General features: G+C 53.5%; 14 protein-coding genes. 4 read left to right on the top strand and 10 right to left on the bottom strand.

Annotated features, from left to right (window positions below):
• Window positions 1-28: 28 nt before the first annotated feature.
• The 3 genes from LOC67_RS25420 to LOC67_RS25410 all read right to left on the bottom strand — a co-directional run bounded on the left by LOC67_RS25420 (window position 29) and on the right by LOC67_RS25410 (window position 5,162).
• Entirely contained in the window at window positions 29-2,080 is a 2,052-nt protein-coding gene (locus LOC67_RS25420) for a M3 family metallopeptidase (protein ID WP_230265659.1), read from the bottom strand.
• A 247-nt stretch (window positions 2,081-2,327) separates the two neighbouring features.
• A complete protein-coding gene (locus LOC67_RS25415; RefSeq protein ID WP_230265658.1) occupies window positions 2,328-3,713 on the bottom strand; it encodes a TMEM43 family protein in 1,386 nt (461 codons plus the stop codon).
• 207 nt (window positions 3,714-3,920) lie between these two features.
• Entirely contained in the window at window positions 3,921-5,162 is a 1,242-nt protein-coding gene (locus LOC67_RS25410; protein WP_230265657.1) for an exo-beta-N-acetylmuramidase NamZ domain-containing protein, read from the bottom strand.
• A gap of 327 nt (window positions 5,163-5,489) precedes the next feature.
• Between LOC67_RS25410 and murQ the strand changes: the two genes are divergently transcribed.
• The 3 genes from murQ (at window position 5,490) to LOC67_RS25395 (ending at window position 10,336) form a co-directional block, all read left to right on the top strand.
• Window positions 5,490-6,422, top strand: coding sequence for an N-acetylmuramic acid 6-phosphate etherase (murQ, locus tag LOC67_RS25405; protein WP_230265656.1), 933 nt, complete (start codon window positions 5,490-5,492; stop codon window positions 6,420-6,422).
• Window positions 6,419-7,375 carry an N-acetylglucosamine kinase gene (locus LOC67_RS25400; RefSeq protein ID WP_230265655.1) on the top strand — a complete coding sequence of 319 codons (957 nt, stop codon included), beginning with the start codon at window positions 6,419-6,421 and terminating at the stop codon, window positions 7,373-7,375. Before murQ ends, LOC67_RS25400 begins: the two co-directional genes overlap by 4 nt.
• 381 nt (window positions 7,376-7,756) lie before the next feature.
• The gene (locus LOC67_RS25395) at window positions 7,757-10,336 is read left to right on the top strand and encodes a hypothetical protein (protein WP_230265654.1); all 2,580 of its coding nucleotides are present in this window, start codon (window positions 7,757-7,759) and stop codon (window positions 10,334-10,336) included.
• Between the two features lie 72 nt (window positions 10,337-10,408).
• Here the strand turns inward: LOC67_RS25395 and LOC67_RS25390 are convergent, their stop codons facing one another.
• The 5 genes from LOC67_RS25390 to LOC67_RS25370 all read right to left on the bottom strand — a co-directional run bounded on the left by LOC67_RS25390 (window position 10,409) and on the right by LOC67_RS25370 (window position 15,248).
• Complete coding sequence (locus tag LOC67_RS25390; protein ID WP_230265653.1) at window positions 10,409-11,815, bottom strand: DUF4832 domain-containing protein; 1,407 nt, start codon at window positions 11,813-11,815, stop codon at window positions 10,409-10,411.
• An 84-nt stretch (window positions 11,816-11,899) separates the two neighbouring features.
• The gene (locus tag LOC67_RS25385) at window positions 11,900-13,432 is read right to left on the bottom strand and encodes an arylsulfatase B (RefSeq protein WP_230265652.1); all 1,533 of its coding nucleotides are present in this window, start codon (window positions 13,430-13,432) and stop codon (window positions 11,900-11,902) included.
• A gap of 142 nt (window positions 13,433-13,574) precedes the next feature.
• A complete protein-coding gene (locus LOC67_RS25380; protein WP_230265651.1) occupies window positions 13,575-14,180 on the bottom strand; it encodes a hypothetical protein in 606 nt (201 codons plus the stop codon).
• Entirely contained in the window at window positions 14,170-14,676 is a 507-nt protein-coding gene (locus LOC67_RS25375; RefSeq protein WP_230265650.1) for an RNA polymerase sigma factor, read from the bottom strand. Before LOC67_RS25375 ends, LOC67_RS25380 begins: the two co-directional genes overlap by 11 nt.
• Before the next feature lie 77 nt (window positions 14,677-14,753).
• Window positions 14,754-15,248, bottom strand: a complete 495-nt coding sequence (locus LOC67_RS25370; RefSeq protein WP_230265649.1) for a GNAT family N-acetyltransferase — start codon at window positions 15,246-15,248, stop codon at window positions 14,754-14,756.
• Window positions 15,249-15,378: 130 nt separating this feature from the next.
• Here LOC67_RS25370 and pgl point away from each other — a divergent pair, with 130 nt between their 5' ends.
• Complete coding sequence (pgl, locus tag LOC67_RS25365; protein ID WP_230265648.1) at window positions 15,379-16,128, top strand: 6-phosphogluconolactonase; 750 nt, start codon at window positions 15,379-15,381, stop codon at window positions 16,126-16,128.
• Window positions 16,129-16,222: 94 nt separating this feature from the next.
• Here pgl and LOC67_RS25360 read toward each other — a convergent pair whose 3' ends face one another.
• Complete coding sequence (locus LOC67_RS25360) at window positions 16,223-16,831, bottom strand: bL17 family ribosomal protein (protein ID WP_230265647.1); 609 nt, start codon at window positions 16,829-16,831, stop codon at window positions 16,223-16,225.
• A gap of 79 nt (window positions 16,832-16,910) precedes the next feature.
• A complete protein-coding gene (locus LOC67_RS25355) occupies window positions 16,911-17,900 on the bottom strand; it encodes a DNA-directed RNA polymerase subunit alpha (RefSeq protein WP_230265646.1) in 990 nt (329 codons plus the stop codon).
• Between the last annotated feature and the right edge of the window lie 89 nt (window positions 17,901-17,989).

The following is a 17,989-nucleotide window of genomic DNA, read 5'->3' as shown; positions in this document are numbered from 1 at the left end:
TGCGGGAGAGTGAACAGCGGCAGAGCGATCAGTTGCTGAAGCCGCGTTTTCGCATTAAGGCTGATGTGTCAACATCACGGCCACGGAATTTGCGAAATCCTTCGGCAGCATCGATCGTATCACCGACTGAGAACACGTAGTCTCGCAGACGTGTTGCGACTTCCGGATCGTAATAAGAGCCCGCCTCTTCGAACATTTCTCCCGCATCTGCCGTCAATGCGTCTGCCCACAGATAGCTGTAGTAGCCAGCTGAGTAGCTGTCGCTGCTAAAGATATGCATGAAGTGCGGTGTGCGGTGACGCATTGGCAATTCACTCGGCATGCCGATCGCGGCTAGCGTTTCTTGTTCGAACTTGTCCGGATCGATTTGTTTCTGATCGGTGGTATGCAATTTCATATCCACGATCGCGCTGGCCAAGTATTCGACAGTCGCGAAGCCTTGATTGAACGTGGACGCTTTGTCGATTTTGTCGATCAGCGACTGCGGCAAAGGCTCGCCGGTTTCGTAGTGCAGGCAGAAGCGTTGCAGGATCTCTGGAGTTTCCAACCAATGTTCAAGGATCTGCGATGGAAATTCCACGTAGTCACGAGCGACTGAGGTACCCGCTTGCGACGGGTACTGCACGTTCGAGCTGAGGCCGTGTAGCGCGTGTCCGAATTCATGGAAAAGCGTGACAGCGTCGTCCCAGGAAATCAAAACCGCTTCGCCTTCACCGCCTTTGATAAAGTTACTGTTGTTGGAGACGATTGGTGTGATCGGCTTATCGATGTTCTGCTGAACTCGATAGGCGGTCATCCATGCACCACTCCGTTTGCCTTCGCGTGCGAAAGGATCGAAGTACCAGAGGCCGACGTGCTTACCGGCTTCATTGGTGACTTCCCAGACCTTCACGTCAGGATGGAAAACAGGGACGTCGTTGACTTGCTTGAACTGAAACCCAAACAACTCACCAGCGACCCAGAACATTCCTTCACGAAGCTTGTCCAATTGCAGGTAGGGTTTGACTTCGCTTAGGTCCAGGTCGTATTTCGCTTTCCGGACTTTTTCGGAATAGAAGCGATAGTCCCACGGTTCGATCGTGATCTTCGCGCCTCGGTCACCTGTTTCTTTGTCGGCGATCTTTTGCATATCGGCGACTTCTTCATGCACCCGTTGAACCGCTTTCTTCCAGACTTGGTCCATCAGAGCTTCGGTCGCTTCTGGCGTTTTGGCCATGGTGCCTTCGAGTCGCCAATGGGCGTGTGTTGGGTAACCGAGTAGGTTGGCACGTTGCAAGCGAAGCGAAAGGATTTCGGTGATCAGTTCGTTGTTGTCATTGTCATCGCCGTTATCGCAGCGGTTGTAATAGGTTCGCCAAACCTTTTCACGCAGCGCCCGATCCTTGGCATAGGTCAAGAACGGGTCCATTGAGGAACGCGTGTTGGTAACCGCCCACTTTGTCGGTTCACCACGTTCTTCGGCAGCGCGTTTCATTGCCGCGATGCTGCTGCTTGGCAGACCGTCAAGACGCGATTCGTCTTCGATCCAGGTAACGTATTCCTTTTCGTCATCCAGCACATTCTGGCTGAAGTCCGTAAAGAGACGCGCCAGTTGGGCGTTCATCTGCGACAGCTTGGCTTTGTCGCTCGAATCCAGCTTCGCGCCGCGCCGGACAAACGTTTTGTAAAGGTCGTCAATTAACCGCTTCTGAGCATGGTTGAGTGAATCGAGCTCGTTTTGGTAGATCGTTTCGAGGCGTTTAAAGAGTTTCTCGTTTTGATAGATGCTGTCCGAGTGGGCGGCCAGCTTGGGAGCGACGACGCGTTCGATGTCCGGGATTGGGCCGACGTTCAGATTCGATGAGTAGACGCCAAAGATCGCGTCCAGTCGGTCGAGAGCTTTGCCAGCGTTTTCCATCGCCACGACGGTATTTTCAAACGTTGGGGCCGCCGCTTGGTTAGCAATCGTTTCGATGTCATTTTGAGCGGCTTTGATCGCCGCATCAAATGCCGCCGTGAATTCTTCGGGACGGACGCGGTCCCACGGAGGTACACCCCCATACGGGCCCGTCCAGGGCTGCAGAAGAACTGAATCCGTCATCGCGATTTGCTCCTTGCTTGAATTTGCATCAGCCGATTGTGCTTGAGCAGTTGCCGAGAGTGAGGCGAATGCAAGCACTGCTAGTAGGGATCGTTTTCGTAATTGCATGCTCTGGACTTTTCAGATTGCGACCGTGGGGGACATGCCGGAACCGAACCTTCGCACCGATGGCACGACGATTTGAAAAGTCGTTTTCCAGAGGGTACGAAGGGCCGACGTTGTTTGTCACGGAAGTGACGTCTTTAGTTTACGCCAAATCGGACGCGGTCAATGTTTCAGGTCCACCGGTTCGGCCTTTCTTGGCGCGACTGACAACCAGGTAGATTGCAACAGCGGCGACAATCAAAAGCGAAACACCGAGCACCGGACGGTAGAAAACCCATGCGAATCCGATCACGGTCATGGATCCGGCAATCGTCAACAATCCGGCAACGAGGGCTGTTCCAAAACCGACCAGTGAGCCCAGGAATGGCAGTACGTCAGCGACGACAACAAGTGGGCGAAGGATCATGACGAGACCCAGGAACATGATAAACGTACCGCCAATTCGAAGTGCCCAAGTCAACGCTCGGTTGACAGATTCTTCGTGAGCGATCATTTCCGCAGCGCTGGCGGCACCCATTTGCAGTGTGTGGATTTCGGTCCCATAGGAAGTCTGAAACGGTGTGAACGAGTCTGCTTTTTGTTGGCTTAGCAAGCTGACCGTCGATACCGGGGTCGCGGTGAACCAGACTCGCACGTCGCCGATCTGTGGGGCGGCCGCTGGACTTTCTAGGTCAGACAAATCGGCAGTGTTTTCGGCTTGGTTTGAAGAGTTTCCTTCGCTGGCAGCCGCACTTTTTTCTTCAACGTGTGGAGCGATCAAATCGAGGACTTCCTGATCCTCAGCTGAAACCGCTTCCTCTGAGGTTTTGCTGTCCGAAGCTTCGTTAGCTGGTTGTGACTTCTCTTTTGACGTAACCGCAGTTTGAGAAAGATACATTTGACTGACCTCATCGTTTCCCTCGCGAACGATGGTGGCTCTGCCTTCATAACCTACTGGAATATTCGATTCCTTCAGTTCGATGTACTCCTCGTCGCTGATTTTGTCGATCAGCGAATCTGGCAGACGAAATTTCCCCAGTTGCACGTTGTCAGCTTGTTGCTCACGAGTTGAAAACGGTGATTGGGTTGGGTTTTTGTGTTGTGGCTCGTCAAAGTTTTTTGAATCGATCAGTCCGGGATACCAACCTTTTTCGTAGGTGTATTCGGTGATCTTTCGAGTGCCGCCCCCAAGCTTTTTCTCGCGGCTCGTCTCGCGATTTTCCTTCCATTGGTACATCTCGACGTTCCGAGTCAGGCGAATCCCGTTGAACGACACGTTGAATTCGTCGTCCTTCAAAACATCGCTGGTCGTGGTCTCGCCTGTGGTATGAACGAATTTTCCTTCGTTTGCCGAATCGACATTTTCTGGTTGGATGTCAACGACGACGCTGGCCCCTTCTTTCAGACCTTTTGCGGTGTGAACCGCACGTCCTTCATTCCAGAACAACAGTGGTACTGAAACAACCGTCAGCAATCCTCCAAAGAAGATCCCTTTGATCGCACCTCCGATCCGCCCAAACCATGATTCTTCAGTGACGTGTGTACCCATTTGCAATTCCCGCAATATTCGAATGAAAGACTGGGGCGATTATAGAACGCACAAACGAATAGTGACCAGGACAGTGTTCGTATAGCGGCTGCCTGTTGGATGGTTTTTATCAGGAAATGCGTGGCTTTCTGTCACGCAACTGATTTGCAAGCCTCGTTCAACTGTTCCAGGGGCGATCAAACTGTGTGAACAGATTTCGAAGTCAGATCAATAGAGAAGAAATTTTGCACGACGTTTGAGAAATAGTTCCAATCCGTTGGTTGTTGATTTCATGACCATTTCGGTGGGTTGGAAATCGAGGATCGCTTGCATCGTTTCTTTACTACCAAGCAATCGATTCGCAGATTTTGCTTTCCATTCATCGGAGTAGAGCTTTTGTAAAGTCACGGCCAATACCACACCAAGTTCGATCGGTTCGAACGCACTGCGATCCACGATGACAATATTGACACCACCGCAAGTCTCTCCTTGGTACTTGCTGCTGTTGGGTACAAAGCGAATGGGAACAAAGCGGACTCCAAGCGGAGGCTCTTTTCTTAGTTCTGCGGCCCAGTGAACCGGATCGATCCACGGTGCACCGATCACTTCAAACGGAGTGTCTGTGCCACGCCCTACCGACAGGTTCGATGTTTCCAGCATGCCAACACCCGGATAAAGAAACGCTTGGGTTAGCGAGCGCATGTTCGGCGACGGATTGATCCAAACTTGTCCGGTTTCATCATAGGGCATCGATCGATCCCAACCGCGACAGGGAATGACTTCGAGCTGGTTTGTCAAACCGAGTTCGGTATGGAACATTTTGGCAAGCTCGCCAATTGTCATTCCATGTCGGATCGGAAGCGGATGGAAACCGACGAACGATTCGGTGCCTGGATCAAGCATCGGTCCGGCAACTTTCAATCCGCCAATCGGGTTGGGGCGGTCAAGAACGACAAACCTTTTTCCCAGTTCGTTAGCAGCCAGCATCGCTTCGCCCATTGTCGAGATGTAGGTGTAGAAGCGAGTGCCGATGTCTTGAATGTCAAAGACAATTGTGTCGATCTCAGCGAGCATTTCCGGAGTCGGACGTCTGGTCGCTCCATAGAGGCTGATGATTTTCAGCCCGGTGCTTTTGTCTTCGTCGTTCGCGATTTGCGACTGATCCAATTGGCCGTGGTAGCCGTGCTCGGGACTGAACAAAGTCACGAGGTCAACATTGGGAGCCTGGTGGAGCAGGACTGCCGTTTCATTTCCTTGCCAGTCGACGCCCGTATGATTCGAGATCAGACCCACTCGCTGTCCGTCGAGTTGTTTGAAGTCAGTTTGTTTTAGAACATCAATCCCGGAATGGACGATCGGAGCTACGGGCGTCTGCGCGGCACTGAATCCGGGGAGTCCCGTAAGGCAAGCCAAGACGCACAGCCACTTCACGATGGACCTGCGGGTTGTCGAACCGATTTCTTGAATCATGCGAACGCTGTTTCCATGGTGGGGCTTAGCAGCCTATCGGTTTTCGATCGTCGCCCTAAACTCCGTGAAGGTCGCGTTCATTCCCGCTGGTATTGTGGAGTAGGAGGCGATTTCGTGAGCGATCAAATCTGAAAATCAACAGGTCGTTTGGAGGCAAACTTGATGGCGAAAAATGGGCAACGAGGCTTCGAGGAGGCGCTCGCTAATAGGACCAAGTGATAAAATGAAAGTCGACGCGGTGACCGATTCCACCGACTGAAACGGTGGAACGTTGGCACGTTATCATAACAGCAGCGGCATCTTGATTTCATATTCGCGATGATCTCCATGAGTGGACTTTCGATCGATCAACAACTGGAACGACTCACGACCGAAAGCGTCAATCCGCTTTCTGATCAGATCGATACGCTGTCATCACTGGAGATCGTTCGATTGATCAATCGCGAAGACGCATTGATTGCCGAAGCGGTTGCCAAACAAGAGCAGGCAATCTCCGAGGCCATCGATGTTATCGCCGATCGAATACGACGTGGTGGGCGATTGGTCTACATCGGTGCGGGAACCTCTGGGCGGTTGGGTGTGCTCGACGCATCGGAGTGCCCGCCGACTTTCAATACGCCGCCTGAGTTGGTTGTTGGATTAATAGCGGGCGGGGATTCGGCACTGCGATGTCCCGCCGAAGGCGTCGAAGACATTCCGCAGCGAGGTGAGGATGATTTGCGCGGCGTCAAGCTTTGTAGCCTCGATGTCGTTGTCGGGATCGCAACCAGCGGGCGAACGCCCTATGTGATCGGAGGGTTGACCTATGCCAATTCCATCGACGCGTTCTCAATCGGGTTGGCATGCAATGAAGGATCGCCACTGTCGAATATCGCCGCATTGATGATCACTCCAATCGTCGGTCCCGAACTGATTAGCGGTTCGACACGAATGAAGGCCGGTACGGCGACAAAGATGATTTTGAACATGCTAACGACCGGCGTGATGGTTCAGCTAGGCAAGACCTACGGCAACTTGATGGTTGATCTACGCGCCAGCAACACAAAGCTTGTCGCGCGGACGAGACGCTTGATGTCGCGAATCACTGGCATCTCAATCGGGCAAGCTCAACACATCCTTGAACAGTGCGACGGCGATTTGAAAACAGCTGTCGTCTGCCATCAATGCGGTGTATCTATGGAACAGGCACAGCGGCTACTGAGACAAGCGAAGGGGCACTTGCGGACTGCTATCGAACTTGGACAAAGAGCTCCGTCATGACTAGCGAGCATGATTCTCCACTATTTGTTGGTGTCGACGCGGGCGGTACGAAAACAGCCGCCTGGGTCGGAGATCACGAGACTATCGACGGCTTGGATATACGCGCCATTTCAGAAGCCATTGGTGGAAGCGCGAACCCTCGCGTCGTCGGCTTCCAACCAGCTGCCGATACGATAGGAGAAGTGATCCACCAGGCACTCAATGACGTTGCGAACGATTCGGAAGGGACGAACCAAAGACTTGCCCGTATCTGTGTTGCTGCTGCAGGGGCTGGTCGGCATGAGGAACAAGAAACCCTCAAAGGGATGTTGCAAAAACGATTTCCCAACACACGAATTCGAGTCGTCGACGACGCTTTGCCTGTGCTGGCTGCGGCTTCGGAGTCGATCACAGGGATTGCGTTAATTGCTGGCACTGGCTCCTTCGCGTGGGGGCGGAATCGTCACGGTGAATCCGGGCGTGTCGGCGGGTGGGGACCCATCATCGGGGACCCAGGAAGCGGTTACGCCATCGCCCTGGCGGGGCTCGACGCGGTGGCACGAGCCATCGATCGGCGAATCCCACCGACGTCCATGTTGGACGCATTTTGTCACGAGCTGAATCTATCGATTCCATCGCAGATTATCGATCGAATCTACGATCCCGCGATGACTCGTCGGGATATCGCCGGGCTTAGCAAAATTGTGTTTCGAGCGGCGGAACTGGGGGACTCATCGGCAACGAAAATCCTCGATCATGCGGTGTCCGAACTGGTCGTCCATGTCAGTTCATTGGCAAACCGATTGAAATTACAACGTGGATCAACTTTGGCGATGACGGGCGGAATACTTGTCCATCAACGTCGGCTGCGCGAACAGCTGCTTGCCGCTTTGCATTTGTTTGATCTGAAACCGGTCGTGGTGATGAACCCTGTCGCGGGTTCGTTGCGTCTGGCCGCACGGGGCAGCGAGTAGCATCGGCGAAGACGTGGACACTGTTTCATCAGCATTGGTGGCATCCCGTTCGCGGATGCGAAGTCGTCTTCTTGGGCGATGTCATTGGCGTCTGTTCAAGACTTGAAAGAAAGTTCCCACGATCGATTCAGATGTGGGAAATCGGTCCGACAGATGCATCTGCAGTGGGGGCTGTCACCGCAAAATGGCGATGGCGATCTCCAAATTTGCTTGAGCCATTTTCAGCGATTTATTGGCATTCAATCTTCGCTTGCCCGCAAAGTTTACCAAGGTTGCGGGGCCTTTCTTTGCATCAGCACAAGCCGTTTAAAGGTGGATTTACGAGGCCTTCGATCCGATAGCAGAGACTACCTTTGCGCATTCGTTCGATGGAGCCTATTCGTGCTGACCCGCCCGACCCGAAGCATCAAAACAACCCGCCGTCTTCGCCTCCGAGCCCACCTGTGGCGATATGCGACGACGGCAATTGCGTCATCTGTTGCCATTTCGATGGGGGCCAACATCGCCGTCGCAGACGACGGATTGCAGTTGTTGGCACCCGCGAATCAGATCACCAAATCGGCTCCGGCTGATCAAGGATGGACTGGTCGGAATGGTGCAAAACCGGAAGCAAAGTCGGAACTTGGAAAACCAAGCCAAAGCGAGAAATCAGATTCAAGTCCCGCGGTCGCACTAAAGTCCAATACCGACGAAGCTGCCAAGCCGCCTGTTCAGATGAAGCCTGTTCAGAGCAAGACGGTGCAGCAGCTGAAGACCGTTCAGCAACCCAGTAAGGTAAATGCTCAGCCTGTTTCGAGTCCGCTGGATGCGTTGCGCTCACATGCAAAGCTTCCTTCACTAACGAAGCCTTCCAGCGAGACAAAAGCTGAACCTGAAGCTGCGAAGGAGATTCAGACTCCAGGTGCTCGCGCGCTACAAAAGGCTCGCCAGTCGACCTCGGTTGGCAATTGGCGCGGACGCGGTGCAACTGTTGGCGATGTCCCTGTTGATCCACCTTCGGAAGTTCCCGCGGTCGCTCCGCAGGATACCAAATCGGAATACGTTCCCGCATTGATCACCGAGAGCAATTGGGTTGCCCGCGATGCGATCAATCGAGTTGCGCCCCTGCGTGATCCTGCACCGAAAGCACGCTCGTCAGCCGCAGCACCAAAGGCCAGCCAGCCAGCAGTCAGCCCGCAGCAAGCACAGTCGCAGCCTGTTCGATCGCAACCTAAGCGGGTCGAAGACGTACCGGCAACAGCACCTAAACAGTCAGCTCAGTCACCAGCAGTCGAACCCAAGCTGACACTCGAGACAGCTGATCGTTCATCGGCTTCGACGATGCCTGCACTAGAAGATCTGCCTTCACACGCCGATCTTCCCCCGACGGAAATCGAAGCAGACGACTTTGCTCCACGCAATTCGAGCCGACCTGATCCAGTTCAGCCGGCTCCAATGGAAGCTGAGCCCGAGGGTTCATCAGCCGAAGACGAACTGTCGCTCGAGCAGCCCCAGGCTGCACTACAGCCGCTATCCGATCCGGAGCCATCGGTCGAAGCCGTGCTGCCAAAATCCGAACCGGAAATGCGTCTTGCACCACAACGCCGATCAATGTCATTGAACGAGGCCGCTGCGAAACGCGACTCCATTGCCGAGAAAAAGGAGGCGATGGCAGAGAAACTGTTGGATTCGATCGAACCCGAAGCGAGGATTTCTGCGAAGCCTAGTCAAGCAGAAAGCGAATCAGCCAAGGTTGCTCGTCGTGAAAGACGCGACACGCTTCAAGAGCTGCCAGGCGATGCGGCGGATCTAAAGCCGTTGCCCAAGGGCAACCTGAATGACATGGAACCGTTGGGCGGAGCGACGGCCAAGGTAGGTGATCTTCCAGTCGAAGATGAAGTTGTCCAAGAGGTCAGCCCCAAAGCAGTTGCCGATGAGGAAACTCAGCTGGACTACAGTGGGCGTCCTGCGACCGAGATCACTCCCAATAGAACCGTCGCAAGCATGCGGGCACCGATGGAGCGCGTTCTGCGTTACTTCTATCAACGTCCCGAAGTCGCCAACGGTCGTAGCAACTGGGGAATGATGCACCAGTTGATGGTGTTCGGAACGGACACACAGATCCGCAATGGCAATCGCCAATACAGCGCGATCGCTTGGATCGCTGGCAACAACGTTTGCCGTGGTCAACGATTGCTAACCAGCGACGCCGAAGGACTGAAAGCGAAAAGTGGTGTTGGGCTTCAAGGCCATGAATCGCAGTTCTTGGCGGTCCTCGGAATGTGCAATGTCCCGGTGGAGTATCCATTGTATGCGGGGCAAATGAAGTACAGCGTCGATGCGTTGATTCAATCCGAGCAGCGGGGCTGCAAAGAAGACAACGAACTAACGTTCACGCTGATCGGCTTCTCACACTACCTGGACACCGATGCGACTTGGGTTGGTGCGGATGGATCCCAATGGGATTTCGAGCGCTTGATCGCAGAAGAATTGGAAGAACCAATCGTCGGCTCCGCATGTGGCGGGACTCACCGATTGATGGGATATGCCCACGCTCTACGCAAACGTCGCGCCGAAGGTAAGCCAATCGACGGTCATTGGAAACGGGCTGAAATCTATACCAACGATTTTATCGACTACGCGTTCTCGCTGCAGAACCGAGACGGTTCGATGAGCACATCGTGGTTCGAGGGACGTGCCGATAACGGCGACGTTGATCGCAAGATTCAGACAACCGGCCATATCGTTGAATGGTTGTTGACCGTGACACCAGATGATCAATTGCAAGATCGACGATTGGTTGCCGCTGTCAGCTATCTGCTACGTGCGATGGCGAAAGACTTGGATCATGACTGGAGCATCGGGCCGAAAGGACACGCGCTTCGCTCACTGGCGATGTACCATCAGCGAGTTTTCCGTGCCGGAACGCCTTGGGTGCCACAGCAAACGGCGAGCACTCAATCGTCTCGCAACCATCGCTAGTTTCGGAACGAACGACGAATGCTTCAAAACTGAGAGCCTTTCCGTGCGGTCAGCCGCCAATCGGAAGGGCTCTTATTCGGGTTGTACGATCAATTGCCCCAGTGTTAACCAACCTGAAATGGACTTGTCTTGATCCTCGTTGGCAAAGCGAAGCGGCTTGCCGCCTTTAAGAGGATTGATGACTCGCAAAAGAACCGTGAAGCTGCCCTCTGATGGTGCTTCGAAAGTCGTTGTCAGCGAATGCTTCTCGGCCGATGGCAATAAGCCACGAAACGAAAGCTGATCGTCGGTTTGACGATAGGCGATTATCTTTTCCGAATTCAGTAGTGCGATTTCGGTATCCCAGTCGGCGTAAAGCGGGGCGACACCTTGGTTGATCACGTCAATCTTTAATTGAGTAGAACCGGTCTTCGATGTCGTGATGTCCACATGTTGGACGTAAAAGTCGTAGCCCATCCGTTGGACTTCGGCGAGTGCGGTTGCCATTCGATCTGGCTTTGCCTGCTCACGAAACATCCCGGTATCCATCAGCCAAGTCGCGTGCGTTTGGCTAACACAATCGTGGAAGCTTTGTGCCTGCTTTGGCCAGGTTGATTGATCGTCGAATATCTTTCCCCAGACCTCTGGTCGGATTTCACCGCCGATCGGTTGAGTTGTCCATTTTTCGGTCGCCTGTTTGCCAGCCGTCTTCAACGCGGGCATGTAGAACCAATCGTCTTGTTTGCGTCCGGTCGAAAGAGTTGCCCATGCGAAGGAATCATCGTGGTATCCCATCGCTCGACTTGCATTTTCGGCTTGCGCGTAGTGGTTCGGGCCGGCGGGATACCGCAGTAGCACTGGTGTGGATTTGAATGCCGCTTCGTAGGCATCAAGGACGATCGATTGTGTTCGATTGCTCGCCCACAGTTCGTCTTTTGGATAGGTGTGCCATTCGCCCCAGGTTCCAAGTAGGCCCGCGGTGATGTAAGCCAGTCGAGGATCGTTGTCATAGCGTTTGCCAAACGCGGCGATAAAGTTCTTTAACGCCTCTCGAAGCCGAGGATCCTCGTAGTCCGGCGTGATCACTTTGGTCGGTGGGAAAGGTGCTGTGTTGGTGTTTAGGTAGCGATGAACTTTGAGGCCGCCGTCAACCAAGAATTTCGGAATGCCTTTTTCCTTACCGGGGTATTCCATGTAGACGCGGACGACGGCTTGGTTTCCGCGAGATGCCACATCGTCAAGCAACTCTTCAAGAGGTATCCAGTCAAACTTGTCGATGTCCAACATCAAATCGCTTAACGCAAAGTATTGAAACTCCATACTGTGCGGAAAGCGATTGGGCATCGGTCGAGCATAGGGAACCAAACCCTTCAATGGGTTGTCAGCTGGACTGGCCGAGGGTTTCAGTTCGTAAGACTGACCAAACAACGGTGTTGAATAAAAGACACAGTACACCAGGGCTGCGGCCAGAAATCGAAACGTGAAGATCGGTTTCACCATGAGGTTTGAATGATGCAAGCTGAACGGTCAATCTGGAAACTAGGGCGGCTACGTGAGAGGCCAGACCTGAAAGTCAACAAGTCGCTAACGCCCATCACCAGAATACTTGATAGTCGCGCCGGTGGGAGCTTGTGGCCAAGGTGTTTCACCCGGTGCCCAAGATTGCGGCTGTTTAGCACGAACCGCATCAACGCGTGATTTTAGCCACTGCGGAACGTTCTTGTTTTCCTGTTGACCGTAGACATAGGGCTGTGGCGGGTCCATCAACACAGGTGGATCGCCGATGATGTCTGACAACGGTGGGCGTTGTTCGCTGTACTGCTCCAGTCGCATTTTCATTTTTGCGACGATGGTGGGGTTCTGCTTGGCGATGTCATTCTTTTCACCAGGGTCTGCTGCGAGGTTGAAAAGCATATCGCCCATTAGTTTGTAGTCTCCCATTCGAATCGTGGGTAATCGAACGCTGCCGGTGACCTCATAGACAATCTCTTTCCGAACCCCCGTTCCCCCGTGAAGCAAAGTGGCGGATTGATCCAGACCGTCAAGCTTGCTGCATCGTTCTGTCGTCGCGCCCGCGATCGAAGCCAGTGTTGGCAAGAGGTCAACGACATGCATCATTTCATCGCTTGTTTGTCCCGCGTTAATTTTGTCAGGCCATCGCATGAGGCACGCAACACGCACACCACCTTCGAAAGTCGTGTTCTTGGTTCCACGAAGCGGACGATTGACTTCCTCGGTCAAGCCGCCATTGTCATTGGCAAAGATGACCAATGTGTTGTCCGAAAAGCCATGTTGGTCAATGGATGAAACGATACGCCCAACAGCATCATCGAGGCATTTTAGTGCTGCCGATCGTTTATCAAGCCGATCGGTGTAGCGCGGGATGTCTTCTAGAGGACCATGGATGGCATTGAATGGAACGTAGATAAAGAACGGTTTGTCTGCGGTCTGTTCGCTAATAAGTCGAACGGCTTCATTGGCAAACAGATCGGTGCTGTAGCCTTGTTCGTCAACCGGCTGGCCATTGCGGTGCCAATCATAGACGGCGAAGGTCGCCGGGCTGTTGTGAGGTATTGTGTAGTTGTTGTAGTCAATGCCCCAGCCATAGTGACCGTACTGATGGTCAAAGCCCTGGCCGCGAGGTAGCTGTTCGTCGAGCCATTCACCTAGGTGCCACTTCCCAACCAAAGCAGTGAAGTAACCTGCATCATGCAACACCTCTGCCAGCGTGTGTTCGCGACCAGGAAGCCCATGGAGCATTCGGGTCGGTTCACCCTTTTCGTTGTGTGCGAGTTCCAAGCCGAGTTTTTTGAGGTAGCTTGGTTTACCGAAGTCTTCGCTTCTCCAATCCATCCAATTTCGGAAGGCGTAGCGTCCCGTCATCAGTGCCGCTCGTGTTGGTGCACAAACCGAATGAGCGTAAAACTGAGTCATGCGTAGGCTTTGTTCAGCCAACGCATCCATGTTGGGTGTCAGCGTTTTGTCACCGCCTTGAAAACCAGGGTCCGCCCACCCCATATCATCCGACAGAATCAAAACGATATTCGGCGGCGGTGATTGTTGAGCGAACGCCAGTGGAGAAATGGCGAGTGAAAGCAAAATTGCGAGAGCAAGCATGGCGGGCATCAACAAGAACAGAGCTGGGTGGGCAAAACAGTGTTCTTGATGATAGCCCCTGCCCGTGGATAACGGGCGGAGCAAGATCCGATCAAGTCGGAATTGTCGATTGATTCTGATCAGTGTTGTTGGCGATCGGACGCTATTGGGCAGCGATCGGAAGTTCTTGCGTCAGCGAAATTTGTAGGTCGACAAGTTGCCGTCTTTCCGGCATCAATTTTAACCGGATTTCGCGTTTGACAAGCCAATAGCTCAGGCCAAGACATGCGAGCGTGGCTGGAATGAAAACGGTGTATAGCAACGGGCGTTTCGATTCATCGGCAACCGAGAATGCCAAGAGCAATCCGATGCAAAGTGGGCCGCCAAACCAAAAGACGAAGCTTGTCATTCGGTGGGCATAATCATCGATTCCATCAATTGATTTGTTGATGATTCCCAACAAGCTGTCTTCAAATCGTAGCTCTCGCTTTTTTCGCGCACTACGCCAGGTCCAGACGGTGGTCGCCGAGACGATCGCCGCGATACCGGCAAAGATCAGAATTCGGTCGTGTCCCTGGATGATCGGATCTCGCATGAACATCGCCGCAACGAACAGCAACGTTAAGATCATCACGATCTCCGTGATGTTCGCTGTCCGATCGAAAGTCGCATACTTGGTTTCGACTGAAGAAAACAAAGCCTCTTTGTCGACCTGCGAACCCGTGGCTGACTGTTCTTCCCAAAGCGATTGTGCTTCATCAAGAGTCATCGTTTTGTTCCTGTTCAAGTTTTTGGATCAACTGTTTTTTCAAGCGGCTGATTCGGACGCCCACGTTGCTTTCGCTAAGCCCCAGCATGTCTGACATCTCGTGGTAGCTGAAACCATCAAGCATCAACAACGCTAGGGATCGATCGATCGGATCAAGCTCGGAAATTTTTTCGTAGAGCCAACGCAATCGCGGATCGGAATCCGTTTGATCGATGACGATCGAGGGTTGTTCCAGTTGCGTCGTCCTTTGACGTCGCTTGGATTCCACCTTGGACCATCGAATCGCTGTGTACAACGCGACACGGTAGATCCAAGTCGATTCACGAACTCGACCGTCGTAGTTCGGAATCGATCGCCACATCTGAAAGGTCATTTCTTGAAGCAAGTCGTCACGATCGATTTTGTCGCTCGAGAACGATGCGGCCACTTTCAGCAACAAGCCGAGATGATGGTCTAGCCATCGGTCGAATGTTGTTTTGTGGGATCGTCGATTCATCGCAGTTCATCGCTTCAACTTGGACTTCACGAGACTATTGAGCAGCGAGGCGTTGAACCTTACAAAAATCTTGAAAACTATCTGACGTTGGGTCCCGCCAAGTTTTCGATCGCGGCTTCATCGAGTCGCACAATTCTCCAATCAGGGAGGACGTTCCCGCCGATCGCCTGGTAAACGTCAATGGCGTTTTGATTCCAATCCAACACGCACCACTCCATCCGGCCACAGTTTCTTTCCCGAGCGACATTGGCCAGTTCGCAAAGGATGCGTTTGCCGACGCCTTGTTTTCGGAAGTTCGGGCGGACGTAGATGTCCTCGAGATAGATTCCACGTTTGCAAAGGAACGTGGAGAAATTTTCAAAGTAGATCGCATAGGCGATGAGTTCACCGGATCCATCCGCAGCGACGAGAGCTTCCGGACCGCCGGGGCGGTCGAAGATTTCTTGCTCCATCTGATCTGTCGTTCCGGTGAACTGATCGCTTAGCTTTTCAAATTCGGCGAGCTCGCCAAGCATCGAATGGATTTCAGGAACATCGCGACGTTCGGCGGCGCGGATGATGAACTGAGGCATGAAGACCGGATCGTGTTTGTGTATCGGACGGGTGCGTCCAGCGAGGCGTGTTAGAAGCGACGGCCGACCTTTGCTAGAAGACGACCTTATCGGCTATCATCGCATCGCATCCGTCACCACAATGATTTGAGTGACGACTACGACCGAATTCCAACCACGCGAGATTCTAGCTGTGGCGACCTATCCCTTTGAACCGTATACCGACCTTGCGACACTGCAAGCCTCTGTCACCGATGCTTTCTGTGACCTTGTTGTCGAGACATTGAAATCTCAAGAAACGTTTTCTGTCTCTTTGTCTGGCGGCTCAACACCGAAGCGAGTTTACGAGCTTCTCGGAAAGCGTGACCTGCCTTGGGGTCGAATTCATTTCTTTTGGGGTGACGAACGAAACGTCCCGCACGATCATCAGGACAGTAACTTCTTGATGGTTAAAACGGCTCTGCTGGATCACGTTCCGGTTCCAGCATCGAATGTTCATCCCGTTCAGGTAAACGTCGATGCGCCAGCGGATGCGGCTCGAGCATACGCAGCCGAGATGCAGTCGCACTTTGGATCGGACATTCCCGCTTTCGATTTGGTGCTGCTGGGGATGGGAGACGACGCGCACACCGCATCGCTGTTTCCTGAAACGAAAGCGCTCGATGAATTCGATGCCTCATTCGTCGAGAACTTTGTTCCAAAGTTTGACGCACACCGCTACACGATGACTTATCCGGCCATCTCCGCTGGCAAGAACATCTGGTTCATTATCACCGGGGCGGCAAAGTTGCCCGCGCTGAAAGAGGTGCTGTTCGGTGACCGGGATATTGCAAAATACCCATCCCAGGGGATTAAGCCGACGCGATGGTTCGTTGACGCTGAAGCGGTCGACGCGTCGTAAATCTTGTTCCAGACCATCGCGCATAAAAAAACGGACAAGCCAACCGAAGTTGACTTGTCCGTCATTTGATTTGATTCAGCGAAGAAGACGAAGCTTATTCAGCAGCTGCTTCTTCGGCTGGGGCGTCTGAACCTGATTCATCGCTATCGAACGCAGGTCGTTCTGCGGTGCGATTTACGCGATCATTCTTGCCAACCAGTTCCAGGATTGCACGTGTACCGTTGTCGCCCAGACGTGGCATGGCCAATCGCACGATGCGAGTGTAGCCACCTTGGCGATCGACGTAGCGTTCTGCGATGGTGTCGAACAGAATTGCAGCGGCTTCGCGGTCGCCGATCAGTTGAACGATACGACGTTGTGCGGCAACGACAGGTGCGCGAGCGTCAGCCCACTTCTTCCACTGCTCGCTCTCACGCCATTTCTTGTACTCATCGCTTCCACGATCGGCTTCGCAGGCGAATTCCTGTGCAGCTTTAGCGTGAGGGATGGACTTCTTGGCGATAGTGATGCACTTTTCGACCAAAGGACGAACTTCTTTGGCCTTGTGCAGCGTGGTCGTGATACGACCGGCAACCTTGGGCGCGTTCTCTTCCAACTCGGCGTCGCGTTCGGTCAGGAACAGGGCGCTAGCTAGGTTTTTCAGCAGGGCCTTGCGGTGGCTGGGGCTACGTCCCAGGGTGCGGCCATGTCGTCGGTGTCGCATGACAGTTCAGGTATGGGTTGGTGATTATCTTTGTGGTTACAGCAGTTGGCTTGGGCGCCGCCGGATCCCGGGGAGGGATTTAGAACAGCGGTTGGGCAGGCACTCGCATGCCGAGGTGCAAGCCGTATTGGGCCAACTTTTCGCGAACTTCGTTCAACGTGGTGTCGCCGAAGTTTCGCACTTCCAGCAACTGATCTTCGTTACGTTGGACAAGGTCACGAACAGTTTGAATATTTTCGCTTTCCAGGCAGTTGTTCGCACGCACGGAAAGACGCAGGTCGGCAAGCGTCATGTTGAGCTTGGCTTCCAGTTGAGCTTCGGGCGATCCGGCACCACCGCGGGCGGCCGAGAAAATGCTCGGTCCGAGTTCGCGATATTGCACAAACGGGTTGAGGTGTTTGCGAAGGATCTTGGCCGCTTCAACGAGAGCCAATTCGGGATTGACGCTGCCGTCGGTCCAGATCTCCAGTACCAGTTTGTCGTAGTTGGTTTTCTGGCCGACGCGAGTTTCTTCGACGTCGTAGCGGACACGGGTCACAGGGCTGTAGACCGCGTCGATCGGGATGATTCCGATTTCGTGGTCGGCGCTGCTGTGTTCGGTTGCTGGGACGTACCCACGGCCATTTTCGACGACCATTTCCATCATGAATGGGACGTCTTCGGTCAGGGTCGCCAGGACAATGTCTTGGTTGATGATTTCGACATCTTGATCCGTCTGGATGTCGCTGCCACGGATCTCGCCAGCCTTATCAGCTTCGACGGTGATCACACGAGTGGCTTCGCTGTGGTTGCGAACGACCAAGCTTTTCACGTTCAGGACGATGTCGGTGACATCTTCTAGAACGCCAGGGATGTTGGTGAATTCGTGCTGTGCACCACGGATTTTGATCTGTGTGACAGCGCTACCCATCAGGCTGCTCAGCAGCACGCGGCGGAGCGAGTTGCCGACGCTAGTTCCGAAACCGCGCTCAAAAGGCTCGGCGACGAACTTGCCATAGGTTTGCGAAAGCGAATCGCGGTCAACTTCCAGAGTGCTGGGAAGCTCCATTCCACGCCAACGGATATGCATTGCGGTGTAACCTTGTCGCTGGGGAGTACGAATGCGAGTGAGATAAATCGACGCGATACCTAACCTGCTCTGGGAGCAGGCTATCGGAG

The organism is Stieleria sp. JC731 (genome assembly GCF_020966635.1).
Lineage (GTDB): Bacteria > Planctomycetota > Planctomycetia > Pirellulales > Pirellulaceae > Stieleria.
This window is presented reverse-complemented; position numbering and strand designations above follow the sequence as displayed.